The sequence below is a fragment of the Mycobacteriales bacterium genome (genome assembly GCA_035504215.1).
Classification (GTDB): domain Bacteria; phylum Actinomycetota; class Actinomycetes; order JAFAQI01; family JAFAQI01; genus DATAUK01.
Genome location: DATJSI010000033.1, coordinates 1 through 26,833 on the forward strand (window position 1 = coordinate 1; position 26,833 = coordinate 26,833).

The following is a 26,833-nucleotide window of genomic DNA, read 5'->3' on the forward strand; positions in this document are numbered from 1 at the left end:
TGCAGTTGCGTCGTACCAAAAGGGGAGCGTTGTGAATCGCGTCGGACTGAGCGTGGCGGCACTGGCCGCGATGGGGGTGGCGGTTGCCGGTTGCGGCAGCTCGAGCTCGGGCGGCACTCCGCCGGCGAGCTCGCCATCCGCCGCAGCGAGCGCCTCGCCCTCCGCAGTAGCGGGCGGGATTCCTGGCTGCACACCGAGCACGCTGAAGACCGTCTCGTCGGGAAACATCACGATCGGCGTCGACGAACCGGTCTACCCGCCGTGGTTCAACCACAACAAGACGCCGATCGACGGCAACGGCTTCGAAAGCGCGGTGGACCTCGCGATCGCGAAGAAGCTCGGCTACACGCCCGCCCAGATCAAGATCAAGCGGATCACGTTCACCCAGGCGATCGGCCCGGCCGCACGGGACTTCGACTACGACCTTGACGAGTTCTCGATCACCGCGGCACGCGAGAAGGCGGTCGACTTCTCCGCGCCGTACTACAACGTGGCCGAGGCGATCGTCGCGATGAAGGGCAGCAAGGCCGCGTCGGTGACGACGTTCGCCGGGCTGAAGAGCCTGAAGCTCGGAGCGCAGACCGGTACGACGGACCAGCAGACCATCAGCGACGTCATCAAGCCGTCCTCGCACGCGTTCTACGGCAGCAACTCGCTCGCAATCCAGGCGTTGAAGAACGGGCAGATCGACGGTCTCGTCGTCGACCTGCCGACCGCGTTCTACATCACCTCCGCCCAGGTCAAGGGCAGCGTGATCGTGGGTCAGCTCGCGCCGGGGGCACATCCCGAGCAGTTCGGCGCCCTGCTCGCGAAGGGCAGCCCGCTGACGTCGTGCGTCAGCAAGGCGGTCGACGCGTTGAAGGCGAGCGGTGAGCTGGCGAAGATCCAGAGCAAGTGGCTGGCGAAAGAAGCCAACGCCCCCGTGCTCCACTAGCTCGACCGATCGTGAGCTCCACCGGCGCGGACGTCCTGCTCTCCGACAAGGAGCAGTGGCGTCGCGAGTACCGGCAACAGCGCAAGCGCCGATCGACCGGTGTCGCGGTGGTCAGCACGCTGGTCTTCGCTGTGGCGGTGTGGCTGGGGGTCAGCCATGCACCGGGCTGGACGTCGGCGCGAGAGACCTTCCTGTCCGGTCATTCGTTCCGGCATGACACCCCGGACATCCTCAAAGGCTTGCTCGTCGACTTGAAGATCCTGGTGATCGCCGAGCCGAGCATCCTCGCGATCGCGCTCATCGTCGCGACGATGAGGACGTCGATCAGCCCCGTCTTGGCACCGTTGCGGATCGCCGCTGCGTTGTTCGTCGACCTGTTTCGGGGTTGTCCGACGATCATCCTGCTCTACCTTTTCGGCGTCGGATTCCCGTCGTTGCGGCTGCACCACGTGACGAACTCGGCGGCGGTCTGGGGATCGCTCGCGATCATCCTGTCCTACAGCGCGTTCGTCACGGAGGTGTTCCGGGCCGGCATCCAGTCGGTGCACCCGAGCCAGCGCGCGGCTGCCCGCTCGCTCGGCCTGACTCAGCGGCAGACGTTGCGGCTGGTCGTCCTGCCGCAGGCGATCCGCAACGTCATTCCCGCGCTGCTCAACGACTTCGTCTCGTTGCAGCGGGACGTCGGCCTGATCTCGATCGTGGGCGCGGTCACCGACGCCATCCAGCAGGCCAACATCGACAACCAGCTGACCTTCAACTTCACGCCGTACGTCATTGCTGCGTTGCTGTTCATCTGCATCGCCGCGCCGACCGGCCGGTTCGCAGACTGGTACAACCTGCGGGCGTATCGCCGCCAGCAGGCGGGCGCAGTGGTGTGACCGCCCCGGTTCTCGAGGTGCGCGGTGTTCACAAGCACTACGGCGAAGCGCGCATCCTCAACGGCATCGACCTGACTGTGTACGACGGGCAGGCGGTCGTCCTCATCGGCGGCTCGGGGTCCGGCAAGTCGACGTTGCTTCGCTGCATCAACCTGCTGGAGGTCGTCACCGACGGGGAGATCCTGCTCGACGGCGAGGAGATCACCGACCCCCGCGTCAACGCCGACCTGGTGCGCCGGCGGATCGGCGTCGTCTTCCAAGCGTTCAACCTGTTCCCGCACATGACCGCGTTGCAGAACGTCACGCTCGCGCCTCGGGTGGTGGGGAAGCGGCCGAAGGCCGAGGCCGAGGAGCGCGGACGCGAGCTGCTCGCGCGGGTCGGCCTTGCGGCGTACGTCGACTCCTACCCGGACCGGATGTCCGGCGGGCAGCAGCAACGAACCGCGATCGCGCGTGCCCTTGCCAGCGAGCCGCGGGTGCTGCTCCTCGACGAGGTGACGAGCGCGCTAGACCCCGAGCTGGTCGGTGAGGTGCTCGACCTGATCGGGGAGCTGAAGAACCAAGGGATGACGATCGTGATGGCGACGCACGAGATGGGCTTCGCGCACCGGGTCGCCAACGAGGTCTGCTTCCTCGACTCCGGCGTGGTCGCGGAGGCCGGCCCGCCCGAGCAGGTGCTCGACGCGCCGACCCATCCGCGGCTTCAGCAGTTCCTCTCCCGGGTGTTGCACCACTGACCGCTGGATAGCCGTCCGCGCACGGGTTATTAGATAGAGCCATGAGCCTTCCTACCCGCACGCTCGGCCGCAGTGGCCTCGAGGTCTCGATGCTCGGTCTGGGCTGCATGGGCATGTCCCAGTCCTACGGCGAGGCGGACCCGGTCGAAGCCCGGGCGACGATCGACCGCGCGCTCGAGCTCGGCATCACGTTCTTCGACACCGCCGATGTGTACGGCGACGGGCACAACGAGTCCTTCGTCGGCGAGGCCCTCGTGGGTCGTCGCGACCGTGTCGTGCTCGCGACGAAGTTCTCGCTCTCGCGAGACGACGGCAACGTGATGCGGGTCAACGGCCACCCCGACTATGTCCGGTCGGCGGTCGACGCGAGCCTGCGCCGGCTCGGCACCGACTACATCGACCTCTACTACCAGCACCGGGTTGATCCCGACGTACCCATCGAGGACACCGTCGGTGCGATGGCCGAGTGCGTCGCGGCCGGCAAGGTGCGCTACCTCGGGTTGTCCGAGGCGAGCTCCCAGACGATTGAGCGGGCGATGGCCGTGCATCCGATCGCCGCCCTGCAGAGCGAGTGGTCGCTGTGGACCCGCGAGCTCGAGGACGACGTTGTCGGGACCTGCCGGCGGCTCGGGATCGGCATCGTGCCGTTCAGCCCGCTCGGGCGAGGGTTCCTCACCGGCTCGATCGCCAGCCCGGACGACTTCGGTCCCGATGACTTCCGACGCAACAACCCGCGCTTCATGGGTGAGAACTTCCAGCGCAACCTCGACCTCGTGGCCGAGGTCCGGGAGCTGGCCATGACCCGGGGGTGCACGCCCGGGCAGCTCGCGCTGGCCTGGGTGCTTGCGCAGGGCGATGACGTCGTGCCGATCCCTGGGACGAAGCGCGTGAAGTACCTCGAGGAGAACGTCGCGGCCACCGAGATCACGCTGACCGCGGAAGAGCTCGCTCGGCTGGACGCGCTCGGCCCGCAGACCTCCGGTGACCGTTACCCGTACCAGCACGCCTACGGCGACAGCCCGGAGCGCTGACCGGCGGAGCAGTTGTCGATCTGGCGGCGGTTCGTGCGTCGGGATGATGATCGTTGTTGTCATCGAGGGTGGGGGAGGGAACATGGCGCCGAGTGTCTGGCCGACGATTCACGAGGAGCGCAGCGCGCTCGCCGATGACCTGGCCGGGCTCAGCCCGGAGCAGTGGCGGCTTCCGACCATGTGCAGAGAATGGGACGTTCACGACGTTCTTGCGCATCTGTTGTCCGCCGCGAAGATGACGCCGCCGAAGTTCGTCGCCCGCTTCGCCGGCGCCGGGTTCAACTTCAACAAGTTCACCGCCGGCCAGGTGGCGTTGGAGGGCGCGCAGGGTCCGGAGGCGACGCTTGCGGAGTTTCGCGCGGTCATCGGCCGGACCAGCGCGCCGCCGGGTCCGAAGGACACCTGGCTCGGCGAGGCGTTCTGTCACGGCGAGGACATCCGCCGGCCGCTCGGCATCAAGCGGGACTACCCGCTCGCCGAGGTAGCCCGCACCCTGACCTTCTACTCGAAGAGCAACGCGATCATCGGCGGTCGAGACCGGGTGGGCGGGGTGACCCTTCGCGCGACCGACACCTCGGTTTCGATCGGTAGCGGGCCGCTGGTCGAGGGTCCGGTCATGTCGTTGCTGCTCGCGGCATCCGGCCGAAAAGCGGCGCTCGACGAGCTCAGCGGGCCAGGCGTGGAGGAGCTGCGCAGCCGTTAGTGCGCGGCGAGCTCGAGCGCTCCGGCCAGCACCGCCGCGCCGCTCATGTCGAGTGCCGGCTCGTCGGTCTGCCATGACCGGACGTCGTCGATGTAGCGGCTGCCCCTGCCGTTGAACGCCTGGTACGGCTCCGGACCGGTCGGGCACTTGCGCATCCCGTCCTGACGGGTGCCCAGCCCGCCGGCGAAGATGCCGGCCGAGTTCGGTCCGTTGACGACCGCGCCGAGCACGAGCGGCGGCTTGCCGTCGAGCGAACCGGCCAGGTTCGCGACCTGATGCTGCATGCAGCGCGGGAAGTTCGTTCCCTCGCCCACCATGAAGCTTGCGCCCCACGCGTTCGCACCGAACAGCCAGTCGCGCTGCTCGGTCGCGAAGCTCTGGTACGCCGTCGAGCCGGTCGCGGCGTCGTACATCTCGACCGTCGAGATCAGCCCGAAGGTGTGCGAGTCGACGTCGAAGTTGTCGTAGTCGCCGCCTGCTCGGAACGGGTCGTGGTCGGCATGCGAGATCCCTTCGTGGATCTGCTTGCGCAGGTTGGCCAGCACTGCCGCCCGGCTGATGTCCAAGGTCCCGTGCGCCCGGTCGCGGTGCATGGCGGTGAGCAGGTCGGCTTCCGCCAGCGCGGCCGTGTCGTACAGGTTGAAGGTGTCGGTGCTGCCGCCGGCGATGTAGTCCTTCACCCAGCGAGCGGACGCCTGGACCCAGGTCTTGGCCGGCCGGTGAAGGTCGAGGTCGGCGAGTGCGATCTCCGCTGCGCCGAGCGCCATGTCGTCGTGCCAGGTGGTCTCGGGGTAGTACTCGCGGGGGTCGGTCGTGATCAGTGGGTGCGGTGGGTGCTTGGTCGCGGCCATGGCGTAGAGGGACGTTGCTGCCTGCAGCTCCGACCGCGCCCGCGCGGTATGCGCCCTCGCGTCGGCCTGCGCCGCCATGGCGAACGCCGCGGACACCCGCCCGACGAGGTTCGGGCTGATCGGATGCCCGGGCTGCGCGGCGCGGAACACCGGGCGGTGAGCGGCGGCGTACCGATCGCGCTTCGACGTGTCGTGGTCGTCGACCTGCGGCCGCCGCCACAGGTCGTGGTCGCCGTAGAACGAGCCGGACTCGTTACCGGTGCCGATCCCGACCTGGAGGTAGAGGGTCTTCGACTTCTCGTCCCACACCTTGCGCAACCAGTGCTCACCGTGCTCGGCCTCGCGCAGCAGCGACGGCGGGGCGGCCGACCCGAGCGCACGCCGGCTCGCATAGAGCAGGACATCGGCGTACGCCGTGGTGTGGGTGAACTTCAGATAGTCGCCGGCGTCGAACCAACCACCTTCGACATTGACGACCGCATGGTCGGCGACCCGCTCGAGATGCCTGCCCTTGATCGTGTCGTCGCTGTTCGGGTGCGGGTAGTCGGGCTCGCGGTAAACCAGGGCATGGGCGTCATTGAGGTGGGACGGCTTGCGGTGCAGCGCCTTGTCGACCTGGTCCTTGCCGTCGCGCTGCGCCTGGAAGAACTTGACGCCGTTGGCGATGATCGGGCCGTAGAGCGCCTTTGCGGACTCGACCTGGAAGTTCTGCGAGGTCGCGCTCACCCGCCCGCTCGCGACGATGTGATAACTGCCCGGCGCCGTCAAGGCCGAGAAGTCGAGCGAGTAGACGTCCGGATACGACGCGCTCCACTTGCCGCGGTTGTGCGAGCTGATCGGTCCCGACAGCACGGTTGACCCATGCGAGTCGACGACCGCGAAGTGGACTCCGGACACCGGCACGCCGGTCATCAGGTACGCATGCTTGACGTCGCCGGGCAGGAAGCCGACCGAGTCGACTCGCAGCTCGGCCTTGGCCGGAGCCGATGACGCCGTCGTCGCGGTCCCGACGACGCCGGCGCAGACCAGGATCGGCGAGACAATGACTGCCGTGGCCCGACCGCGGCGGCGCATCGCGGCTCCTCTACGGTTGGTAGGAAACTTTCCTGTTCGTGACGCTAAGGGCGGTGTGCGTGCCCGTCAAGGTGGTCCTTCACGTGTCGCCGCATCCGGATGACGAGGCGATCGCGCCCGGTATGACGCTTCGCGCGCTCGCGGCGCGCGGGTGGTCGGCCGTCAACCTGCTGCTCAGCGCCGGGCGCCCCGGTGACGAGGAACGGCGACTTGCGGAGGCGGTGGACGCGTCGAGGCGTGGCGGATACCGGCTCGAGCGTGCGGTCGACGCGCTGGCAGGCGGCGAAGCAGTGTGCGCTGAAGCCGTCGCTGACGCGATCCGGCGCGAACGTCCGGCGTTGGTCGTCTCGCCGCAGGCACGTGACGGGCACCCGTCGCACGAGGTGGTCGGGCGAGCCGTGGGCGCCGCGTTGCAGGTGGCCGCGACCCCGGCGGCGTGGTGGACCTGGGGACTCTGGGCATCACTCGAGCGGCCGACGCTCTACGTCCCGCACGGTCCGGACGACCTGCAGCGTGCCCTCGACGCGCTGGCGGCGTACCGAGGTGAGAACGAACGCAACGACTACCGCCGCCTGGTCGAAGGCCTTGCGGCCGCGAACGCCGTACTCGGCAGCGAGCGGGTCTTCGGCTTCGGTTCGGCCGCGGCGAGCACCAAGCCGTACGCCGAGCTGTTCACGGAGGCGATCCATCGCGACGGGAACTGGTACGCCGGCCGGTCACGTGTGCTCGACGTGGACGACCCGCTGAGAGGGCAGCCCGTCGGTGACCCGCTCGAACTGCCTTGATCAACGGGGCATGTTCGTGCTCAGCACTTGGTCGAATGGTCGCTGTGACTCATCGTTTCAGTTCGGCGCGGCCGAGACGGTTCAGCTCATGAACACGGTGATGCGCCCACGCTTCTGTGGACGCGGCTTCGCGTTTCAGCGGGGTATAGCAGAAAGAACCCCTCGACCGTAGGTGCCTTCTCGTCGTTGGCTCATGACGGTCGCGATGGTGGTTGTCAAAGGTTGGCGACGATCTGTGGACGGCCGCGTTCTCGTCCACAGCTGTGGACAAGAAATACCTCAACTTCCTTTGTGTACCAACGGTTTTCAGCCCGGAAACTGTCAGACCCTCAATCTACAGTTCTTCTCATGTACACGCCACGGCCCGCGGTCACTCGCATCGCCGAGGACGTGCACGAGCTGCTCGCCGAAGACCCGCACGCGTTGGCGGACATCGAGCTGACCAACTCGACCGAGATCCTGCTGCAGCTGCGCAACCAGCTCGACGCGGTCCTGGTCCGGCAGCTGCAGGTGATCGACGTGCGGGACGCCACTGTCGACGAGGCCGGCCGGGCGACCCGAGGTTGGCTGGTCGAGGACCTGCTGCTCAGCGGTCGCGACGCCAGCCGGTACCTGACCGTCGCAAGGAGCCTGCCCGAACACCGGGAGATCGACACCGCCTTGGGCGCAGGCCGGCTCACGCTTGAGCACGCCCGGGTGATCACGTATGCGGTCGCCAAGGCGCCGGCCGGGTTGCGGGATGTGATCGAAAAGGAGCTCGTGAAAGCCAGCGAGGTGTGTGACCCGGGCCGGCTCGGGCAGTTCACCGCGAGCTGATCACCCGGCTGACCGATGATGACGCTGAGGCCGCCGCGCAGCGGAAGTTCGACGCCCGCTGGGTCCGGTTCGCCGACACTTTCGACGGGATGGTCGCCGTTGACGGGATGCTCGACCCGACCGGCGCCGCCGCCATCAAAGCCGCCTTGGCGCCGCTGCTCGGCAAGGCCGGGCCGGAGGATGACCGGAGCGCCGGGCAGCGGGCCGCGGATGGGCTGGTCATGCTCGCCGAGCACGCGATGGCCGCCGGTGGGCTGCCCGAGACCGGTGGGGAGAAACCCCAGGTGATCGTCACCATCGGCTACGACCAGCTCAAAGCCGAGCTGGCCGCGCACACCGAGCAGCCCGGGAGCGGGCTCATCGGCGAGCCAACCAGCGGGTTGTCTGGCGGGGCGGGCGACCCGGTCACGATGAACGGGACCCCGCTCACCCCGGCCACCGCCCGGCGGATCGCGTGTGACGCCGGGATCATCCCGGCCGTGCTCGGCGGGGACAGCGAAGTGTTGGACCTGGGTCGCAGCACCAGGACCTGGAGCCCGGCGCAACGCCGCGCGTTACGGATCGAGGACAAGGGCTGCCGCTGGCCGAAATGCCAGGCGCCGTTATCCCGCTGCCGGATCCACCACCAGATTTTCTGGGCGCTGCTCGGACGCACCGACAAGACCAACGGGATCCACCTATGTGAACTCCATCATTGGGTCGTCCACCACACTCGATGGCGGATCCGCAAGGACGAACACAACAAGATCCACATCTGGCGCGAATGAACACGGCCCGCCCGGAACCATTTCGTAGCTGGATCGCGGCGTTGGTCGTGTCAGCGGCCGCCGGCGGTGAGTAGCGCCCAGGCTCGGTCCATTCCCTCAGCGAGGCAGCCGTCGACGACCGCGTCGTCGCCGAGGGCGCTGACGCGTACGTCGGGAACGACCGGGCTCATCGCGCGTAGCTGGGTTGCGACGGCGGCCGCGAAGCCCGGCGCCTGCCCGACGCCGCCGCCGAGAACGATCAGCGCCGGGTCGGCGACGGCGACCACCGCGCAGATCGCACGCGCGACGACGTGGGCCTCTTCGGCGACGACCGAGCCCGCCAGCCGGTCACCGGCTGCGGCAGCCGCGAACACGCGGCGAGCCGACAGCGCGCCCGGCATCCCGACCCGCCGGGCGGCCCGGACGATCGCGGCGGCGGAGGCCGCGGCTTCAAGTGGACCTCGCCGTCGGGCGTCCTTCAGGTCGGCGCCGAGGCCATCGCTGATCGGCAGGTATGCGATCTCGCCGGCCGCGCCGTGCGCGCCGCGGTGCAGCTTGCCACCGACCACGAGGCCCATGCCGATGCCGGTGCCGATCGAGAGGAAGGCGAAGCTCTCGACATCGCGACCGTGTCCGTGCTCGCGTTCCGCGATCGCGGCGGCATCGACATCGTTCTCGAAGACCACGGTCTCGCCGAAGGCCTCGCGCAGGCAGTCGAGCACCTCGGGTCGCTCCCAGCCGGGCAGGCTGCGGGCCAGCGTGATTGCATCCCGGTTGGGGTCGAGCACGCCGGGACTGCCGACGACCGTCTGTGTGATGTCGGCCAGCGAGATGCCGACCTCGGCGGCCAGCACTCGGCCGAGCGCGACCGCCTCGGCGGCTCGGGACGGACCGGTTCGGGCGGATGTACGCCGGGTGGCGGCGGCGCGGCGGGTTCCGGACATGTCGGCGATCGCACCCCGGACGAACTCGCGGCCGACGTCCAGCGCGAGGGCGTAACCAGCGTCCGGCTGCACCTCGTGCAGCAACGCGGCCGGACCGGACACCCCGGAGCGGCGGCCGGCGACCCGGATCAGGCCGTCCTGCTGGAGGTTGGCGAGCGCGAGCGTCACCGTCGGCTTCGACAGCCCGGTGACCCGGACGAGATCCGCCCGCGAGGCGGCACCGACACGGCGTACCTCGTCGAGGATCAGCCGTTCATTGAGTTCGCGGATCAGGGCGGGTCGCGCACCGGGGCCGATCGATGTCCCCGCCGCCACGCGGCCACCGTAAACCATTCGAACCGCCCTCTTGCTGACCCCGAACTGGTAGGGTACTTTCCTATCGGTTAGGTCGGCCAGCCGCAAGGAGGCTCGGTGCCCCGATCGGGTGCAGCAGGATGACCGTCACCCCGGTCGTGCTCGGCGTCGACTTCGGTGGCACCAAGATCGCGGTCGGTGCGTGCGACCTCGAGGGCCGGCGGCTCGCGTCGAACACCCTTCCGGCCGCGGGCGGTCAAGGTGCGGACGTCACGCTTCGACGTGGGATCGAGGCGGCGCGGGAGCTGCTCCGTGACCTTCCGGGCGCGGCCCTTTCGGCGGTCGGCGTCGCAACGTTCGGGATCCCCGCGGCCGACCATGTCGGGCTCGCGCCGACCATCGACGGCTGGGAGCGCCTGGCCCTCGAGGACGAGCTGAGCGCGGCGTTCGCCGGCGTACCGGTCAGCGTGATGACGGATGTAAAGGCGGCGGCGCTGGCCGAAGCCCGGTGGGGCTCGCTGCAGGGGTGTGACCCTGGCATCTACCTGAACCTCGGCACCGGCTTGGCAGCGGCGATCGTGGTCGGCGGGACGGTCGTTCGCGGCCGGCACGGCGCTGCCGGCGAGATCGCCTACAACCTGCGCACCCTCGACGATGTCGGCCGGCCGGTCGATCGTCGAGAGCTGCTGGAGGACCACGTGAGCGGTCGCGCGCTGGCCGCGTTGGGTGCGACTCTTCCCGGCCGGCCCGCTGACGCGATCGAGGTGTTCCAGCGCGCGGACTCGGGGGACTTCGCCGCGGTCGCCGTGGTCGACCGGGCACTGACCGAACTGTGCTTCCACGTCGTCAACCTCGCCACCGCGATCGATGCGCAGCGGGTCACTGTCGGGGGCGGGCTGGTGGGCTCGTGGTCCTGGCTGCAGCCGCGGTTGCGCGAGGCGCTGGATGCGGGCGTGCCGTTCCCGCCCGACCTGATGGTCGCGCATTTCCCGTACGACGCCCCGCTGGTCGGCGCGCTTGCCGTCGGCGTCGAGACCCTGATGGGCTCGGCGGACGGGCAGATCTCATCGTTGCGGAACTGGAAACCCTCCGTTCGCCCACCCGAGGAGAGGACAGCACCATGAAGCGGTTGCGGTTGGTGGCGGCCTTGGCCGCTCTGCTCGCGCTCGTCGCGGCTTGCTCGAGCGGCAGTTCCGGCGGTGGGTCGAAAACCTCGGGTGGCACCTCGACGGTGACCATCTCGAACGAGAGCGGCGGGTTGTGGAGCTGTGGGTTCAGCCCCTACAACCCGGACGTCAACTTCCAGTCGATCGGCTTCATCTACGAGCCGCTGCTGTTCATCAATGCGCTGAACAGCACGGCCGCGCCGACGCCGTGGCTCGCGTCGTCGTATGCGTTCAGCAACGGCAGCAAGACCCTCACCTTCACCATCCGCAAGGGGGTCAAGTGGAGCGACGGCCAGCCGCTCACGCCGGCGGACGTCGTGTTCACGTTCCAGCTGATGAAGCAGCACCCGGCGCTCGACATCAACGCACTGTGGGCGGTGCTGAACGGTGTCAAGCAGGTCGGCTCCGACCAGGTGCAGTTCAGCTTCAAGACTGCGGCCGTGCCGTACCTGTTCTACATCGCCGACCAGACCGGGATCGTCCCGGAGCACATCTGGAGCAAGATCTCGAACCCGGTCAACTACACGGACAAGAACCCGGTCGGCACCGGACCATTCGTCATGCAGAAGTGCACCGGGCAGAACGTGCACTACGTCAAGAACAACGACTACTGGCAGAAGGGGCTACCGAAGGTCGACGCGGTCAACTACCCCGCGTTCACCTCGAACGACCCCGCCAACACCTATCTCGCCACCGGGCAGGCACAGTACGGCGGGCAGTTCATCCCGAACATCCAGGCCTTCTACGGTTCGAAGAGCCCGAACCACCACTACTGGTTCCCGCCGGTGACCAGCGTCAGCATCTTCATCAACCAGACGGTCGCGCCGCTCAACGACGTGGCGGTCCGCAAGGCGCTCGCCTACTGCGTCAACCGGCCGCGGGTCTCGCAGATCGGCGAGTACGGCTACGAGCCGCCGGCGAACCAGACCGGCATCACGGTGCCGACCTTCGCCAGCTGGCTGTCGCCTGCGATGAAGGCGAAGGACACCTACGACTACGACCCCACGAAGGCGCAGTCGATCCTGACCGCGGCCGGCTACCACAAGGGTTCCGACGGGATCTTCGTCTCACCGAGCGGCCAGAAGCTGGCGTTCTCGATCATCAACATCAGCGACTACTCGGACTGGGTCGCGTCGCTGCAGGTGGTCCAGCAGGGGATCAAGGCCTGCGGGATGTCGCTCACCGTTGACAACCAGGCCGACAACGACTTCGACAACAACCTGTTCAAGGGCAAGTTCCAGCTCGCCTACTACGACGAGACCGGTGGCCCCGCGCCGTACTACGAGCTGCGGCAGTGGCTCTACGGGCCGAACTCCGCACCGATCGGCCAGCCGGCGGGCTCGAACTACGAGCGCTACCACAACCCGACCGTGGACCGGTTGATCAATCAGTACGCTGAGACCACGAGTCTGGCGACGCAGCACTCGATCGTGGATCGGCTGGAGCAGTTCATGCTCGACGATGTCCCTGTGATCCCGGTGACGGAGCAGGTCGACTTCTATGAGTACGACACGACGTCGTTCACCGGCTGGGACGATCCGTCCGACCCGATCGCGCTTCCGGCGCCGTTCCAGGTGCCGGACGTGGAGGTCGTGCTGCTGCATCTGAACCCGAAGTGAGCCGCCCGTGAAGTACCTTTTGCGGCGAATCGGCTTCTTCGCCTTCACGTTGTGGGCGGCGCTGACCATCAACTTCTTCATCCCGAGGTTGATGCCCGGCAATCCGGCGGAGGCGTTGCTTGGCCGGTTCCATGGCCGGGTCAACCCGGCCGCGCTCAAGGCGCTCGAGGTGGCCTTCGGGGTTGACAACCACCAGAGCCTGCTGACCCAGTACGTGGACTACCTCGGCAACTGCCTGACCGGTCACTTCGGGATCTCGATCTCGTTCTTCCCCGAGACGGTCAGCCACGTGATCCTCCAGGCCCTGCCCTGGACGCTCGGGCTGGTCGGCATCACGACGATCCTCGCGTTCATCGCGGGCACCGCGATCGGCGCGATCAGCGCCTGGCGCCGCGGCGGTGTCATGGACAACCTGCTCCCGCCGATCTTCGTGGTGACCTCGGCGTTCCCGTACTTCTGGGTCGCGATGATGGCGGTGCTCATCTTCGCCGTCGCGCTCGGCTGGTCGCCGGTGGGTTTCGGCTACAGCGCCGGCGCGACGGTGTCGTTCACGCCGTCGTTCGTCGGTGACGTCCTGAGCCATGCGATCCTGCCCGCCGCCACGATCCTCATCACCTCGATCGGCGGCTGGGTGCTGACCATGCGCAACAACATGGTCACGACGCTCGCCGAGGACTACATCCGCATGGCGCGGGCGAAGGGCTTGTCGTCGACGAGGATCATGGTCGACTACGCGTCGCGCAACGCGATCCTGCCGAACCTCACCGGCTTCGCGATGTCGCTCGGGTTCGTGATCAGCGGCGCGATCCTCGTCGAGTACGTCTTTGCCTATCCGGGTGTCGGCTACATGCTGCTGCAAGCCGTGCAGAACGAGGACTACGCGCTGATGCAGGCGCTGTTCCTTCTGATCACCGTCGCGGTCCTCGTGTCGGTGCTGATCGCGGACCTGCTGACCGCGTGGCTCGACCCGCGGACTCGAGCGGCGCAATGACGATCCATCTCGCGGTTGACCGCACGGGCACCGACGACCTGCCGGTCATGGTCGGGCGGCACGGCCACCGGTCGGTGCTGCTCTCGGCGGTGCTCTCCAACCGCAAGGCCACCGTGGGTGCCGTGCTCACCCTGATCTTCACGGTCGTGTCGGTCGTTCCGTCGCTGATCGCACCCGACAACCCGAACGCCGAGGTGTTCCGGCGCTTCGCCGGCATCTCCACGCACCACCTGCTCGGTACGACGGCCTACGGCCAGGACATCTTCTCCCAGGTCGTGTGGGGGACCCGGCAGTCGATGGAGATCGGCTTCCTTGTCGGGTTGCTCTCGACCGTGCTGTCGGTGTTGATCGGGGTGTCGTCGGCGTACCTCGGCGGGCTCGCCGACGACGTGCTGTCGGTCGTCACCGACGTGTTCCTCGTCATCCCGACGTTTCCGCTGGTGATCGTACTTGCGGCGTACGAACGCAACGGCGGACTCTGGCTCATCGTCGCGGTCCTCGTCGTCACCGGGTGGTCCTACGGCGCGCGGCAGCTGCGATCCCAGACGTTGTCGCTGCGCAACCGCGAGTTCCTCGAGTCCGCGCGCGTCCGCGGCGAGCGCTCTCTCTACATCATCATGCGCGAGGTGCTTCCGACGATGACCTCGCTCATCGTCGCGAACTTCCTCGGCGCTGCGCTCTACGCCGTGCTCGCCGCCGCCGGTCTGCAGTTCGTCGGGCTCGGGAACGTCAACACCGTCAGCTGGGGCTCGATGCTCTACTGGGCACAGAACAACGAGGCGCTGCAGACCGGCCAGTACCTCTGGGCGCTCGTTCCCGGCATCTGCATCGCCCTGCTCGGCGCGGCGCTCGCTCTGCTCAACTACGCCTTCGACGAGATCAGCAACCCCGCCCTGCGGCCGCAACGGAGGATCCGTGTCCGACGCCGCACTGCTTGAGGTCGGGGGCCTGACCGTCGACTACCTCACCGGGGGCGGGGTGGTCCGAGCGGTCGATGACGTGAGCTTCTCGGTTTCGCCGGGGGAGTTCGTCGCGGTGGTGGGCGAGTCCGGCTGTGGCAAGTCCACCCTGCTGTTCGCGGTCGCACAGTTGCTCAGCCCGCCGGCCGCGATCACCGCCGGCTCGGTGCAGTTCAAGGGCCACGACATGGTGGCGCTGGCCGGCAAGAAGCTCCGCGCGCTGCGGTGGCGGGACTTCTCGCTGGTGATGCAGAGCGCGATGAACGCGCTCAACCCGGTGCTCGACGTCGGCGCCCAGTTCGCCGACGTCATGCGCGCGCACGGGACGAAGGACCGGGCGGAGATCCGGCGCCGGTCCGAAGAGGTGCTGAAGCTGGTCGGGATCGACCCCGTCCACCTCGGCAGCTATCCGCACCAGCTCAGCGGTGGGATGCGGCAACGGACGATGATCGCGATGGCGATGATCTTCACGCCGGACCTGGTGATCATGGACGAGCCGACATCGGCGCTCGATGTCGTCGCTCAGCGCTCGCTCATGGTGCAGATCAAGGACTTGCAACGCAGGCTCGGCTTCGCCGTTGTCTTCGTGACCCACGACATGTCGCTCGTCAGCCACTTCTCCGACCGGCTGATCGTGATGTACGCCGGCCAGGTTGCCGAGGCCGGCCCGACGCGGCGGATCTTCGACGACCCGCTCCACCCGTACAGTCGCGGGCTGCTCGACGCCTTCCCGTCGGTTCGCGGACCGCGGCGGGAGCTGGCCGGCATCCCGGGCAGCCCGCCGGACCTCGGTACGCCGCCTCCGGGGTGCCGCTTCCAGCCGCGTTGCACGCAGGCGCTCGACATCTGCTCGTCGGTCCGGCCGGCGCTCTACCAACGGGACGTGACCGAGGTCCGGTGCGTGCTCTATGACCCCGATCGGCAGACCGTCGATGTCTGAGCCGACCCTGAACGGCGCCGGGCCGTTGCTGGAGACCAGGCGGTTGACCCGGCACTTCCAGATCGGCGGTGCGCTGTCGCGCCGCACGCTGCATGCGGTTGACGACGTCGACCTGTCGATCGGCCGCCGTGAGATCGTCGCGCTGGTAGGGGAGAGCGGCAGCGGCAAGAGCACGGTCGCGCGGTTGCTCGCGATGGTCTACCGGCCCACCAGTGGCGACATCCTCTTCGAGGGCCGCTCGATCGCGACGCTGAACGGCCGGAGCGATGTGCTCGGATATCGGCGGGCCGTGCCCATGGTCTTCCAGGATCCGTTCAGCTCGCTCAACCCGGCGTACCCCGTCTCGCACGGCCTGCTCCGCACGCTGGCGCTGCACCGTCCCGACCTGCATCGCAGCGACCGGCGCTCGGTCGCGGCCGGCGTACTCGACCAGGTCGGCCTGGTGCCCGGCGAGGCGATGCTCGATCGCTTCCCGCACGAGCTCAGCGGCGGTCAGCGGCAGCGGGTGGGATTCGCCCAGGCGCTCGCGATGCGGCCGAAGCTGATCGTCGCCGACGAGCCGGTGTCGATGCTCGACGTGTCGATCCGGATCGGCCTGCTGAACCTGATGGCGAAGCTCCGCGCCGAGGCGGACGTGTCCTTCCTCTACATCACGCATGACATCGCCAGCGCGCGCTATCTCTCCGACCGGATCGCGGTGATGTACGCCGGGCACATCGTCGAGGTCGGGCCCACCGAGCAGGTGCTGGCCGACCCGCGGCATCCGTACACCCAGCTGTTGCTCGACGCCGTACCGGACCCGCGGGCCCCGCTCGGCATCCACAGCTCGGACATCGGTGAACCGCCGCGCGTCGTCGACCCCGAGCCGGGTTGCCGGTTTCGCTGGCGGTGCCCGCTCGCCATCGACGACTGCGCCCGCATCGACCCCGAGCCGGCCGAGGTGCGGACCGGTCAGCACGTGGCGTGCATCGTCGCCCAGCGCGCGGTCGCCGAGGGAGAGCGGGCCAGCACGTGAGCGCGCCGAGCGAGATCCCGAGCCGGCTGAAGGTGTGCGTCGTCGGCGGCGCGTCGACCTACACGCCCGAGCTGGTCGAAGGCTTCGCCAACCGGTGGCCGGAGCTGCCGGTCGAGGAGCTGGTGCTGTTCGACATCGACGCCGAACGGCTCGCCGTCGTCGGCGGGCTCGCCGATCGGATCCTCACCGACCGCGGGTGGCCCGGCCGGCTCGTGCTGAGCTCCGACCGGACCGCGTCGCTGTCCGATGCGCACTACGTGGTCTGCCAGCTGCGCGTCGGGGGCCAGACCGCGCGGTTCGTCGACGAGACGCTGCCGCACGAGTTCGGCTGCATCGGGCAGGAGACGACCGGACCGGGTGGGTTCGCCAAGGCGCTGCGGACGGTCCCTGTCGTCCTCGATCTCGCCGCCGAGCTGGACCGGGTCGGCGCGCCCGGCGCGTGGTTCGTCAACTTCACGAACCCGGTCGGGATCGTCACCCAGGCACTGCTCGACGCGGGGCACCGCGCGATCGGGTTGTGCAACGTCGCGATCGGCCTGCAGCGGCGGATCGCGGCTGCGCTCGACGTAGCCCCCGATCGGGTCGAGCTCGAGCACGTCGGGCTGAACCACCTCACGTGGGAGCGCGCGGTCCGTATCGATGGCGTCGACCGGCTCGACGAGCTGCTCGGCGCGGGCGGCGAGCACTGGGCCGCGCACCTGGAGCTGTCGCTCGAGCTGATGCGCACGTTGCACACGCTGCCGTCGTACTACCTGCGCTACTACTACCAGCCGGACGAGGTGCTCGCCGAGCAGCTGGCCGGCCCGTCGCGCGCCGAGGAGGTCATCGCGATCGAGCGTGAGCTGCTCGCGATGTACGCCGACCCGGCGCTCCGGCGCAAGCCGGACCTGCTGGCCGAGCGCGGCGGCGCCTTCTACAGCGAGGCGGCGGCGGCGCTGATCGCCTCCCTGCACGCGGGCACCGGCGACGTACAGGTGGTCGACATCCGCAACGACGGCACGTTGGCGGGGCTCGCTGACGACGACGTGGTCGAGGTGCCGGCTCGCATCACTCGGGACGGCGCGGTCGCGCTGAAGCAGTCCGTGCTCGCACCGGAGATCGGCGGCTTGGTCGGTCAGGTCAAGGCCTACGAGCGACTGGCCGCCGCTGCCGCCGTGCGCCGTGACCGTCGCCTGGCCCTCGAGGCGTTGCTCGCGAACCCGCTGGTCCCGAGCTGGGGAGTCGCCGAGCGGCTGTTGCCGCGGCTGCTCGCCGCCAACCGGGCGCACCTGCCGGGCTGGGACCTGTCGGGCGTCGCCACATGAGCCGTGAGTCGGCCAGGTGCGGCGCCGTCCTTGCGGTGGACGGCGGGAACTCGAAGACAGAGGTGGTTCTCCTCGACCGCGCGGGCGGCGTACTCGGCATGGCGCGCGGTCCCGGCAGCAACCATGCGCACAGCGACTTCGAGCAGGCGACGCAGCTGGTCGATGAGCTTGCCCGGCGAGCGGCGCGCGCGCCTTCCGGGCCGGTGGCAGAGCTCGCCGTGCTCTGCCTCGCCGGAGCGGACTATCCGTCGGACGAGCGCCGGATCGCGACCGCGGCGAGGCGATTCGGATGGGCGGAGCGGCTCGTCGTGCGCAACGACGCGCTGGCGATGCTCCGGGCGGGCACTGACAGTGACGCGGCGGTCGCGTTGATCTGCGGCGCGGGGATCAACTGCGCGGGGGTCGCGCCGACCGGGCGGACCTATCGCTTCCCGGCGCTCGGCGACATCTCGGGGGACTGGGGCGGTGGCTACGAGATCGGGATGGCGGCGTTCACTGCCGCGGTCCGCGCCGAGGACGGCCGCGGGCCGCGTACCTCGCTGACCCGGACCGTCCCACGACACTTCGGGGTCGCGCGGCCCGCCGCTGTGGTGTCCGCGATCTACCAGGGCCGGATCCATCAGCAGCGGCTGGCCGAGCTCGCGCCGCTCGTGTTCGAGGCCGCCGACGACGGCGATGCGCCGGCGCTCGCCATCGTGGATCGGTTGGTGGACGAGCTGGTCACGATGGTGCGCGCGGTGCTGAAACGTCTGCGGCTGACCCGGGAGGCGGTTGACGTCGTCCTCGGTGGTGGCGTCCTCACCGCCGGACACGTCCGCCTCAACCGCCCGGTGACGGCCGGGATCCTCGCGGTTGCTCCGAGGGCCGAGATCAGCGTGTTGCGGACTCCGCCGGTTGCCGGGGCTGCGTTGATCGGTTTCGACCAGCTCGACCTGCGGCCCACCGTTGACGTCCGGAAGGCGATTTCGCGGCGACGAAAGGCATGGGCATGACGGGCGAGCAGATGCTCGCAGAGATGGACGAGCAGCCGACGGTCATCGCCGAGCTGGTCGCACGATGGCCCGAGGTCACTGCGGCGACCAGGGCGCTGGTCCCGAAGGATCTGGCCGGTACGACGCTTGTCGCGCGGGGCTCCTCGGACAACGCGGCTGTCTTCGGGCGCTATCTCATCGAGCTCGCGAGCGGCCGGCCGGCCGCGCTTGCGGCCCCGAGCCTCGCGACGCGATACGGCGCTCGGACCGACTACCGCGGCTGGCTCGGTGTCGCGCTCAGCCAGTCCGGTGCCACCCCGGAGGTCGTGACGGTTGCGGCCGCGATGCGCGCGCAGGGCGCGGTGACGATCGGCATCAGCAACGAGCGCGACTGCCCGCTCGCCGAGGCGGTCGACCTGTTGGTGCCCCTGGACGCCGGCCCGGAGCGGGCGGTCCCGGCGACCAAGACCGTGACGTCACAGCTCGTGGCGGTCGCGATGATCGCCGCCGGGCTCGGCCGGACGCCGTACACGTTGCCGGACTTCGAGGCTGCGCACTTCGCAGTGGCCGAGGTGCTCGACGACTGGGGTCCGGTGCAGCGGCTGGCCGCGCGCTGGGCGGGGTCGGAACGGCTGTTCGTGGTCGGGCGCGGGCTGCTGTATGCCGCCGCGCTGGAGATTGCGCTGAAGATCAAGGAGACGACGGGGGTGCTCGCCGAGGCACTGTCGGCGGCCGATCTGCGGCACGGCCCGGTGGCCGCGGTCGGGCCGGGGACGCCGGTGCTGCTGGTCGACGGCGGCGGGCAGGTCGCGGCCGACATCGCCGAGCTTGCGGACGTGCTCGCCGCACGTGGGGCCGATCTGATGACGCTCGGGGCCGGTCCGGCGGCGGACATCTCGGTTCCCGGCTCGCTGCCTGAGGCCGTGCAGGCGGTGCCGGCGACCGTGCGCGGGCAGCAGCTCGCCTATGCCCTGGCGACGGCCCGGGGGATGGATCCCGACCGACCAGCCGGGTTGTCGAAGATCACCGCGACGACCTGACAGTTCGGCGGGGACCGTCGTACCCGGGTCCTACCGTGGCCGGGTGGAGGCAAACGTGTCGTGGCAGCCGTCGTTGCTCGACGGCGGGCCGCCGAGGATCGACGTCTCGTACGCCGACCTGCACCGCATCGAGCTCGACGAGACGTCATGGGTGGACTACTGCCCGGGGTGGCTGTCCGGCTCGGACCGGGTGTTCGAGGAGCTTGCGGCGACCGCCCGCTGGCAGCAGCGGATCGTCACGATGTGGGACAACGTGGTGCCGGAGCCACGGCTCACCGCGGGCTGGTCGACGGACGCGGAGGCGGCTCCCGCGGTGCTGCTCGAGATGTGCCGGCTGCTTTCCGAGCGGTATCCGGTGACCTTCGACCGGGTCTGGGTCAACCTCTATCGCGACGGTCGCGACAGCGTGGCGTGGCACGGAGACCGGAATCGGCACGCGATGACCAGGCCGATGGTCGCGACGGTGTCTCTCGGGGCGCGGCGCAAGTTCCAGCTCCGTCGCCGTGGCACCAGCCGGATCGTGCACACGCTGATGCCCGGTGTCGGAGACCTCGTGGTGATGGGCGGGGAGTGTCAGAACGACTGGGAGCACACGGTTCCGAAGACCGCGCAGGCGGTGGGCGCGCGGATGTCGGTGACCATCCGCCACGCCGAGCCGGCGTACGGCGAACGCTGGCTGCAGGCACCCTCAGGCCCGGCCGACCACGCCCGCCCATGATGGTGGCCGCCTCGCCTGCCTAGAACGTGGTCAAACGGCCAAACTCCGTCCCAACCTGTGGACATCGCTCCCACCATGGCGAGTTAAGGGTCATAGAGGCCCCCCAACTCGCCATCGTGATGCGGCAATCCACAGACGCACCGGGGAACCTGAAGACCGTCGAGCTGCTCGGGGTCCACACTGTTGTCATGGCGGACAGCCCGTATCGCCTTAAGCTCTCCGAGTTGGAGGCCACCGCACAGGTGCCCGCAGATCAGCAGTGCGAGACGCAGCCGGCAACCGAACCTCGAGATCTACTCAGTCCCGAGGAGCTGGACAGCCGTCGCCTCCTGAATCACCCGGGCCCGGCGGGACGGCTACGTCCACGAGGCTGACTCTGTACGAGTTGCGTCGATGCACAGGACAGCCCTCATAGGAGCGGCGTTGACGCCGTAGCCCAACTTCCCGTGGCGTGCGAAGAGGCTGACAGAAGCCGCAGTCACCGGACCCGTACAAGCACTCGGGGTGAACCGTCGGCACGGCCAAGCGCAACCAACGCGTGCCTCGAATGAGTGGTCACGATCACGCTGTGTAGTGCATGCACCGGAGTCACTCGTGCGTACGTTGCTCGCGAACCTTCGATCGCGCCTCCGGGGCCAAGTTGCCAGAGTCGAGGGTCGTGAGCACAACCGATCCAGTAGGCGGTAGAGCCTTGCGTGGTTGGCGCCGGCAGGAAGGCCGCTTGACAGTGTCTCGACGTCGCCGCGATCGAGCCCCCGTCGAGCCGGTAGAGACGTAGCGGCCGGCGAGAACCGGCAGTCCGGCAGGCGACGGTCTGCGCCGTCGGTTGCCCACAGAGGGAGCCACCTGGCCGGCCTGACGCCGAGAGCAAGGTATGGAACTGGTGCGGCGCACCGTAATGTCCCGTGCGGATTCCGCCTGCCTGCTCGACACGTTGGACGTAGGCGACGTAACCGTGAGCCCCTGATGTGACCTGGAAGGTGGCCTGATGCGGGAAGGGACTGCCGAGCTGAGTGACTTGCCCCGCGATGTTTACCTGCGCCAGTCGCTCCGGCCCGGCGGGGAAACTTTGGGCGACTGTGAGATAACCGTGCGGTGCCGCGGCGATCGGATCACTCCCGTACGGCGCCTGCAGGTGTACGGCGCGTGCGCCTGGCAGCGTCCAGATCGCCACTTTGCCGGTGCCCGACTGCTGCACGACCAAGGTGTGACGAACGATGGGGTCCACAGCCATACGACGAGTGATCTGACCCAGGTAGATCTGGCTACCTCGCGAGGTCAGAGCGTAAAGGCGGCCAGGGTTCAGACGTCGCCCGTCTCTCACTCGGTACTTCTCGAAGATCAAGAACTCGCTCGATCCGGTAAGCGCCGTGACGCGATACCCCGGGGCTCCAACCTCGAGGCGCTGCGCTAACCGTGGTTCGTTGGTGACGCTCCTTGCCATGCCGGTGGATGAGGCGAGGCATACGCAGAGCGCTGACAGCAACAGCGCACCGGCGAACGACGCTCGTAGATGCCGACTCATTGGCGCCTCCGATTCACGTCGGCTCCCGGCCCGTCGGTTCTCGCGGTGCCACGACCGGCACCGGTCGTGCGCCGATCGACGTGAGGGTTGCGAGGCTGCGTTCCGACCGAGATGTGACCACGAGGCGACCGAACGCGGAGACGAGCCCGTACCACTCGTAGGTTCTCCGTGACGTCTTGGTCACGCCGGTGCGGGTGAGGATATGGAAGTGCCCGGCTGCACATGCCGGCAGCGGCTTCGGCGTGGTGGGCCTAGCGATCCACGCCACCGAGACGCCGAGCAGTGCTGGTCGGTCGGTCGGGCAGGCCTTTCTGGTGCGGGTGGGTTTGTGGCCGTCGAGCGGGACCAGAGCAACCGCTGTGCTCGTGGCGCGCTGGAGGTAGCACGCGGCGTACCTCGCGGAGATGCTTGGGCAGCTCGCGAGGTCCACGCCTTTGATCAAGGTACGGAACCGGTCCGGCCTGGCCCATGACATTGCGACGATGCGGCCGGTCGAGCTGGCGTCGTGGTTGGTCCACGCGACCAGTCCGCGTGGCCCGGTTGAAAGGTCGAACCCGGCACCGTCGGGAAACGGTACGCCGAGCACGGTGGTCGTGCCCGTTGTCGAGTGTCGTATGAGCTGGGAAGCACCATCGGTTGAGCCTGGTGCGGGCCGGATGCTGACCCAGCCGTTGGGCGCAGCAGCGAGCGGGAACTCGTTGCCGGGAAGGGTAAGCGACCCGTGCTGTCCGTTCGCCAGGTCCCACCAGCGCAACCGAACCGGGTAGCGGGTTGTCCCGGTCGTGATCACCAGCATCGAGCCGTCGATCCAGGTCGGGTTACCTCGAGCTCGGTGTGCGATGCGGCGCGGCTTACCGGCGTTGGTCTTGACGTAGACCGTGCCGGCCGAGGACGGAATCAGCCGCCCTGTACCGCGCAGGTACACCAAGTAGTTGGGCGTGCCGGTGATCGCGAGCACCCGGTCGTGACCATGCACGGTCAGGTGCGGATCGGGTGTCGCGGACGCTTCAGCCACCTGGGACAGAGAGAGCGCAAGCACAGCCGCAGCTGCCATCGCCAGCGGCCTGATCGCCCTCATCGTGACCATCCTCGGTTCCGGGTAGAACTGAGCAATCAACGATCGGCGCCGGTCCCGCGTTGACGCCACTCCGCAAGGTACGTCGGGCTCGACCTGATCGCCCGAAGGCGGCCCGGCAGTCACTAACACAGCTGATCGTTGGTCAGCCCTGATGTTGCACTACGGCTTAACGACTGCCAACCTCGAGCGGCTTCTCCGAGTGCACACGTGGAGCGGTATCCGGTGTTCGCGAACGGGTACGTATCGCGGACTCGAGCCGTGATGGTGGATCTCGGCGGTGGTGCGGTCAGGGCGTGGGGGCAGGTCACAAGGACCCGTCGCTTGGAACGAGAGGTGGGACCTGGGAGTCTCTTGTGTCGTGAGGGTGGGGTGGAAGGGCCGGTCGCTGGTGCTGGCGTGCTCAGGCTTGGCGATTGCCGTGACGGGGTGCACGTCTTCGCACGGTTCGATCTCGAAGTTGCCCGCTGTCGTTACGGGGTACGGCTGGAAGTCATCGGCCTCGTGCGCCCAGGTCGCAGCGTCTCGGACTCAGGCAATGGCACCGCCCGCACAGTCGCGACTCACGATGCTTCTTCACGTCGGCGGGTCGATGACGCTGCTGCCGGCACCGGCTTCCTTCCGGCCTCAGTCCTCGCTCGCAGTTGCCTGGTCCAACGCGCAACTCGTGTTGGAGCGCAAGGCGCGCTATCAGGTGTTTCTCGCGCGGGTCCGATCACCATTGGGTAGGCGTGGGCAATTCAACGGTCAGGTGTTTTGGGTGGTTCTCTCTGAGGGCGAGGCTGGCCGGCAAGACCTCCCCGCACCGGTCGGCACAAGTCCGTCATCACCGGTTGGTGCGAGTCCATCACCGTGCATCTTCTACGACCGGTACGGCTACAGCATTCTGAGCACCACAACTGGCCGAGCCATCCTTGTCGGATGACACCGACCCAGATCCGCACCGTCGAAAGCGCGACGAGGGCTCCCCACCTATTGCTCGCCTCAGGTTGATGAGCTTCTGAGACCGGCGTTCCCGATTGCCTGCTGGTTACGTGTTGAAGAACTGTTGGGAGACATTGCGCGAGAGCGTAGGGGCGGCCTGCCGGCAGAACCGCGACCGCGTCTCCCCAAACAGAATCAGGCGGTGACTTGCCTGGTCGCCGCCTCACAAGAGTTGTCGACCTCCGACTGAACACGGCGCAGCTGGCTGAGATCGGTTGGCATTCTGCGCACCCCACCTGCGCTGTGGTAGTCCACCTCAAGTGTGTAGACCACCCCGAGCTCTGCAGTGAGTTGCCGAGAGAGCCCAGGATCGCGCAGGTCGAACAACGCGACACCGATCGCACCGTGGAGGTTGTCGAGACCTTCCCAGACCTGCGGGCTCTTCTCCCGGAGAGTCTTGATGCTCAGGCGCGAGGTGGACTCCCTGGAGCGGAACTCGAAGTCGCGGCAGGTCTGCGCAACGGCCGCGCGCGCGGTGTCGGCTGCATGATCAGAGGCGGCGCCGGATCCCTTCGGCGTTTGCGCGCAGGCGGACATCGTCAGAGCACAAGCAACTACCCAGCCGACGAACGCGGCTCCTCGGCATGCCTCTCGCACACTCGCTGTATCGGTGCGTCTCCCGGTACGGTTGAATGCTGCCGCTGATTCCGTAGCCGCCGGTATCGAAATCGCGGGCAGAACCTTGAGAGCAGCGTTGAGGCTTCGTTGCGGATTAACGCCTGCTTACATCGTGCGCGTCTACGAGGTCAGCTCTTGTTCGGTGCGATGAGGTACTTCTCGCCGGTGGATGCCGCCGCGTACGCAGTGAGCACGTCCGGCTGAAGGGCTTGGGCGAGTGAAATCTCCGCTGTGTAGTTACTGGCGAAGGTCGTTTCGAGTCCGCGCGCGACGCGTTGGCGGAGTTCGGCGAACCTCTCTGTTCCGACGCTCTGTAGGAATGGTGTGAGCAGCCAGCCGCCGACTCCCCAGGCCATGCCGAAGCTTCGGTTCAGCACCGTGGGTCCTCGGTCGAGCCCTCCGTAGATGCAGACCTGCTTGCGGGTCGCTGATCCGTACCTGCTGTATTCGCTACCAGCAGTGGTTGCGGCGACTTCCATTGCGGTGAGGATCTGGCTGGCGAGTTGGCCGCCGCCGATTGCGTCGAAGGCAAGGGTTGCCGATGTGGCACCTACCGCTTCGATGAGATCGGTCATGAACGACTCCGACGTCGAGTTGCAGACGTGCGCTGCGCCGATCGATCGGAGAAGGTCTTCCTGTTCGGGCTTGCGGACGATGTTGACCAGGCCGATGTTCTCCTCGGTGCAGAGCTTGACCAGCATCTGGCCGAGGTTCGATGCGGCGGCGGTGTGGACGAGTGCGCTGTGGCCTTCTCGGCGCATTGTCTCGACCATGCCGAGGGCGGTCAGCGGGTTGACGAACGATGACGCTCCGACACGTGCCGGCGTGCCTTCGGGGAGCGCAAGGCAGGCAGCAGCGGCGACGGTTCGGTACTGGGCGTACGTGCCGCCGCCGGCGAACGCGACGGTCTTGCCGAGCAACTCCCGAGCCGACGCGGATGTGCCGGCCTCGATCACGGTGCCGGCCCCTTCGTTGCCGACGGGGAGTGACTGTCCGACTCTTGCCGCGAGCGCTCGCATCGCACCTGCTGACAGTTCGGCGGTGATGATCGGGCGGTCAGGCGGTCCGGCGGCGGTCGCCGTGTTGACGTCGATGCCGGCGTAGAGGAGGCCGAGGTCGGAGGGGTTGATCGGCGCTGCCTCGACCCGGATCAAGACCTCGTCGGGCCCGGGTGAGGGCACTGGCACCTCGACTATCGACACCTCAAGCCGAGAGGCTTCGGTCACGGTCGACCGAAGCTCCAGGCTCGTGGAGGGTGTCTCAGCCACGCTTACCCACGGCGGTGCGTGCGGAATGCCACAGGGTGCGGGGGTTGTCGCGGTCGCCGTGCAGCTCAAGCATCGCGGCGACGACCTCTTCGATGGTGCCTCCGTCGTTCACGATGCGGCTGAAGTCGCGCAGGTACTGCTGGCTGTGGCCGATGTGCTCTGGAAGGTCGGGAGCATCGACGCGTTTGTGTCCGGCGACGACAATCTCCGGGCTGAGCGCAGCGATGGCGTCCAGGCTCGCGATCCAGGCGTCGCGTCCTTGCTCGTCGGTCTCGGCGGTCATCATGTGCACCTGGTTGTACACCACGTCTCCACCAACGACAGCTGCCGCGGAGGGAATGTGAAGCACTGTCGAGTGCTCCGTGTCGCCTTGCCCGACCGACACGGCACGCAGGAGATGGCCTTCGAGCTCGAATTCCTCGCCGTCGAGGGCTTCTGGGAGCACGGGGTGCTCCGGCAGCTCGTCGGGGAAGCTGGCCCTCCAGTAGCCGGACAGGCCGGGGTTCGTGCTCTCGAATGTCGCGCGTTCCACCACCTCCGGGGTAGCGATCCCGCGCGCGTGAGGGAAATGGTCCTGGATCCTGGCAAGTCCGATCCAGTGATCGGCGTGCCCGTGCGTGATGTAGACGCCGGTGATCCGCTTGCCGAACCCGCGCACCCAGTGGGCGAGCAGGTCGACCTGATCGACGGTGACGAGGGTGTCGACCAGGATTGCCTCGTTGTCCCCGGCGATCAGGGTGCTGCTCATCGGCGACCACATCGGCTCGTCACCCGGCGCCTGCGCCGGCGCACCCGCGAACGGACGCATCGGAGCAACGTAAACATCCACAGTCAGGGCGGTGCTCAT

At 68.2% G+C, this 26,833-nt stretch carries 24 protein-coding genes; 18 read left to right on the forward strand and 6 right to left on the reverse strand.

All coding sequences use genetic code 11. From position 1 onward, the window contains the following. From VME70_03170 to VME70_03190, 5 genes are all read left to right on the forward strand, one after another. On the forward strand, positions 1-934 hold a 934-nt coding region (locus tag VME70_03170), incomplete at its 5' end, for an ABC transporter substrate-binding protein (protein HTW19197.1). 11 nt (positions 935-945) lie between these two features. Next, positions 946-1,812, forward strand: a complete 867-nt coding sequence (locus VME70_03175) for an amino acid ABC transporter permease (GenBank protein ID HTW19198.1) — start codon at positions 946-948, stop codon at positions 1,810-1,812. Beyond that, positions 1,809-2,549: an amino acid ABC transporter ATP-binding protein gene (locus VME70_03180; protein HTW19199.1), complete on the forward strand. Its 741-nt coding sequence runs from the start codon at positions 1,809-1,811 to the stop codon at positions 2,547-2,549. The genes VME70_03175 and VME70_03180 overlap by 4 nt, the downstream gene beginning before the upstream one ends. Positions 2,550-2,590: 41 nt before the next feature. After that, positions 2,591-3,580: an aldo/keto reductase gene (locus VME70_03185; protein HTW19200.1), complete on the forward strand. Its 990-nt coding sequence runs from the start codon at positions 2,591-2,593 to the stop codon at positions 3,578-3,580. Between the two features lie 82 nt (positions 3,581-3,662). Then, positions 3,663-4,283 (forward strand): maleylpyruvate isomerase family mycothiol-dependent enzyme, encoded by a 621-nt coding sequence (locus VME70_03190; GenBank protein HTW19201.1) that lies wholly within the window; start codon positions 3,663-3,665, stop codon positions 4,281-4,283. On the opposite strand, the gene VME70_03195 is transcribed toward VME70_03190, so the two are convergent. After that, on the reverse strand, positions 4,280-6,208 hold the full coding sequence (locus VME70_03195) for a glycoside hydrolase family 9 protein (GenBank protein ID HTW19202.1): 1,929 nt from the start codon (positions 6,206-6,208) through the stop codon (positions 4,280-4,282). The two genes, VME70_03190 and VME70_03195, sit on opposite strands and share 4 nt — an antisense overlap. A 59-nt stretch (positions 6,209-6,267) precedes the next feature. Between VME70_03195 and VME70_03200 the strand changes: the two genes are divergently transcribed. The 3 genes from VME70_03200 to VME70_03210 all read left to right on the forward strand — a co-directional run bounded on the left by VME70_03200 (position 6,268) and on the right by VME70_03210 (position 8,576). Further along, positions 6,268-6,993: a PIG-L family deacetylase gene (locus tag VME70_03200; protein ID HTW19203.1), complete on the forward strand. Its 726-nt coding sequence runs from the start codon at positions 6,268-6,270 to the stop codon at positions 6,991-6,993. A 348-nt stretch (positions 6,994-7,341) separates the two neighbouring features. Further along, positions 7,342-7,809, forward strand: a complete 468-nt coding sequence (locus VME70_03205; GenBank protein HTW19204.1) for a DUF222 domain-containing protein — start codon at positions 7,342-7,344, stop codon at positions 7,807-7,809. A gap of 8 nt (positions 7,810-7,817) precedes the next feature. Continuing rightward, positions 7,818-8,576 (forward strand): DUF222 domain-containing protein, encoded by a 759-nt coding sequence (locus VME70_03210; GenBank protein HTW19205.1) that lies wholly within the window; start codon positions 7,818-7,820, stop codon positions 8,574-8,576. Between the two features lie 50 nt (positions 8,577-8,626). Here the strand turns inward: VME70_03210 and VME70_03215 are convergent, their stop codons facing one another. Further along, positions 8,627-9,814, reverse strand: a complete 1,188-nt coding sequence (locus VME70_03215; GenBank protein ID HTW19206.1) for an ROK family protein — start codon at positions 9,812-9,814, stop codon at positions 8,627-8,629. Between the two features lie 119 nt (positions 9,815-9,933). On the opposite strand from VME70_03215, the gene VME70_03220 reads away from it, so the two are divergent. From VME70_03220 to VME70_03265, 10 genes are read left to right on the forward strand one after another with little or no spacing between them, the layout of a single operon-like run. Continuing rightward, entirely contained in the window at positions 9,934-10,917 is a 984-nt protein-coding gene (locus tag VME70_03220) for an ROK family protein (protein ID HTW19207.1), read from the forward strand. Continuing rightward, complete coding sequence (locus VME70_03225) at positions 10,914-12,578, forward strand: ABC transporter substrate-binding protein (protein ID HTW19208.1); 1,665 nt, start codon at positions 10,914-10,916, stop codon at positions 12,576-12,578. Before VME70_03220 ends, VME70_03225 begins: the two co-directional genes overlap by 4 nt. A 7-nt stretch (positions 12,579-12,585) precedes the next feature. After that, positions 12,586-13,569 carry an ABC transporter permease gene (locus VME70_03230; GenBank protein ID HTW19209.1) on the forward strand — a complete coding sequence of 328 codons (984 nt, stop codon included), beginning with the start codon at positions 12,586-12,588 and terminating at the stop codon, positions 13,567-13,569. Next, a complete protein-coding gene (locus VME70_03235; protein ID HTW19210.1) occupies positions 13,566-14,507 on the forward strand; it encodes an ABC transporter permease in 942 nt (313 codons plus the stop codon). Before VME70_03230 ends, VME70_03235 begins: the two co-directional genes overlap by 4 nt. After that, positions 14,485-15,468: an ABC transporter ATP-binding protein gene (locus VME70_03240; protein ID HTW19211.1), complete on the forward strand. Its 984-nt coding sequence runs from the start codon at positions 14,485-14,487 to the stop codon at positions 15,466-15,468. The genes VME70_03235 and VME70_03240 overlap by 23 nt, the downstream gene beginning before the upstream one ends. Further along, positions 15,461-16,483 (forward strand): ABC transporter ATP-binding protein, encoded by a 1,023-nt coding sequence (locus VME70_03245; protein HTW19212.1) that lies wholly within the window; start codon positions 15,461-15,463, stop codon positions 16,481-16,483. Before VME70_03240 ends, VME70_03245 begins: the two co-directional genes overlap by 8 nt. After that, entirely contained in the window at positions 16,480-17,787 is a 1,308-nt protein-coding gene (locus tag VME70_03250) for a 6-phospho-beta-glucosidase (protein HTW19213.1), read from the forward strand. The genes VME70_03245 and VME70_03250 overlap by 4 nt, the downstream gene beginning before the upstream one ends. After that, positions 17,784-18,779: a BadF/BadG/BcrA/BcrD ATPase family protein gene (locus VME70_03255; protein HTW19214.1), complete on the forward strand. Its 996-nt coding sequence runs from the start codon at positions 17,784-17,786 to the stop codon at positions 18,777-18,779. The genes VME70_03250 and VME70_03255 overlap by 4 nt, the downstream gene beginning before the upstream one ends. Continuing rightward, positions 18,776-19,798, forward strand: coding sequence for an SIS domain-containing protein (locus tag VME70_03260; protein HTW19215.1), 1,023 nt, complete (start codon positions 18,776-18,778; stop codon positions 19,796-19,798). The genes VME70_03255 and VME70_03260 overlap by 4 nt, the downstream gene beginning before the upstream one ends. Positions 19,799-19,841: 43 nt before the next feature. Next, complete coding sequence (locus tag VME70_03265; GenBank protein HTW19216.1) at positions 19,842-20,516, forward strand: alpha-ketoglutarate-dependent dioxygenase AlkB; 675 nt, start codon at positions 19,842-19,844, stop codon at positions 20,514-20,516. Positions 20,517-22,054: 1,538 nt separating this feature from the next. Here the strand turns inward: VME70_03265 and VME70_03270 are convergent. The 4 genes from VME70_03270 to VME70_03285 all read right to left on the reverse strand — a co-directional run bounded on the left by VME70_03270 (position 22,055) and on the right by VME70_03285 (position 26,794). Beyond that, positions 22,055-23,119 carry a hypothetical protein gene (locus VME70_03270; protein HTW19217.1) on the reverse strand — a complete coding sequence of 355 codons (1,065 nt, stop codon included), beginning with the start codon at positions 23,117-23,119 and terminating at the stop codon, positions 22,055-22,057. 1,116 nt (positions 23,120-24,235) lie between these two features. Then, positions 24,236-24,637, reverse strand: a complete 402-nt coding sequence (locus tag VME70_03275; GenBank protein HTW19218.1) for a hypothetical protein — start codon at positions 24,635-24,637, stop codon at positions 24,236-24,238. Positions 24,638-24,846: 209 nt separating this feature from the next. Next, the gene (locus VME70_03280) at positions 24,847-25,986 is read right to left on the reverse strand and encodes a zinc-binding dehydrogenase (GenBank protein HTW19219.1); all 1,140 of its coding nucleotides are present in this window, start codon (positions 25,984-25,986) and stop codon (positions 24,847-24,849) included. After that, on the reverse strand, positions 25,979-26,794 hold the full coding sequence (locus tag VME70_03285; GenBank protein ID HTW19220.1) for an MBL fold metallo-hydrolase: 816 nt from the start codon (positions 26,792-26,794) through the stop codon (positions 25,979-25,981). Before VME70_03285 ends, VME70_03280 begins: the two co-directional genes overlap by 8 nt. Between the last annotated feature and the right edge of the window lie 39 nt (positions 26,795-26,833).

Bases quoted from the DNA above. Each gene is read 5' to 3' on its own strand.
- VME70_03185 (HTW19200.1), top strand. From the start codon at position 2,591: ATGAGCCTTCCTACCCGCACGCTCGGCCGCAGTGGCCTCGAGGTCTCG.
- VME70_03190 (HTW19201.1), top strand. From the start codon at position 3,663: ATGGCGCCGAGTGTCTGGCCGACGATTCACGAGGAGCGCAGCGCGCTC.
- VME70_03195 (HTW19202.1), bottom strand. From the start codon at position 6,208: ATGCGCCGCCGCGGTCGGGCCACGGCAGTCATTGTCTCGCCGATCCTG.
- VME70_03205 (HTW19204.1), top strand. From the start codon at position 7,342: ATGTACACGCCACGGCCCGCGGTCACTCGCATCGCCGAGGACGTGCAC.
- VME70_03220 (HTW19207.1), top strand. From the start codon at position 9,934: ATGACCGTCACCCCGGTCGTGCTCGGCGTCGACTTCGGTGGCACCAAG.
- VME70_03225 (HTW19208.1), top strand. From the start codon at position 10,914: ATGAAGCGGTTGCGGTTGGTGGCGGCCTTGGCCGCTCTGCTCGCGCTC.
- VME70_03235 (HTW19210.1), top strand. From the start codon at position 13,566: ATGACGATCCATCTCGCGGTTGACCGCACGGGCACCGACGACCTGCCG.
- VME70_03245 (HTW19212.1), top strand. From the start codon at position 15,461: ATGTCTGAGCCGACCCTGAACGGCGCCGGGCCGTTGCTGGAGACCAGG.
- VME70_03255 (HTW19214.1), top strand. From the start codon at position 17,784: ATGAGCCGTGAGTCGGCCAGGTGCGGCGCCGTCCTTGCGGTGGACGGC.
- VME70_03260 (HTW19215.1), top strand. From the start codon at position 18,776: ATGACGGGCGAGCAGATGCTCGCAGAGATGGACGAGCAGCCGACGGTC.
- VME70_03270 (HTW19217.1), bottom strand. From the start codon at position 23,119: ATGAGGGCGATCAGGCCGCTGGCGATGGCAGCTGCGGCTGTGCTTGCG.
- VME70_03275 (HTW19218.1), bottom strand. From the start codon at position 24,637: ATGTCCGCCTGCGCGCAAACGCCGAAGGGATCCGGCGCCGCCTCTGAT.
- VME70_03285 (HTW19220.1), bottom strand. From the start codon at position 26,794: ATGCGTCCGTTCGCGGGTGCGCCGGCGCAGGCGCCGGGTGACGAGCCG.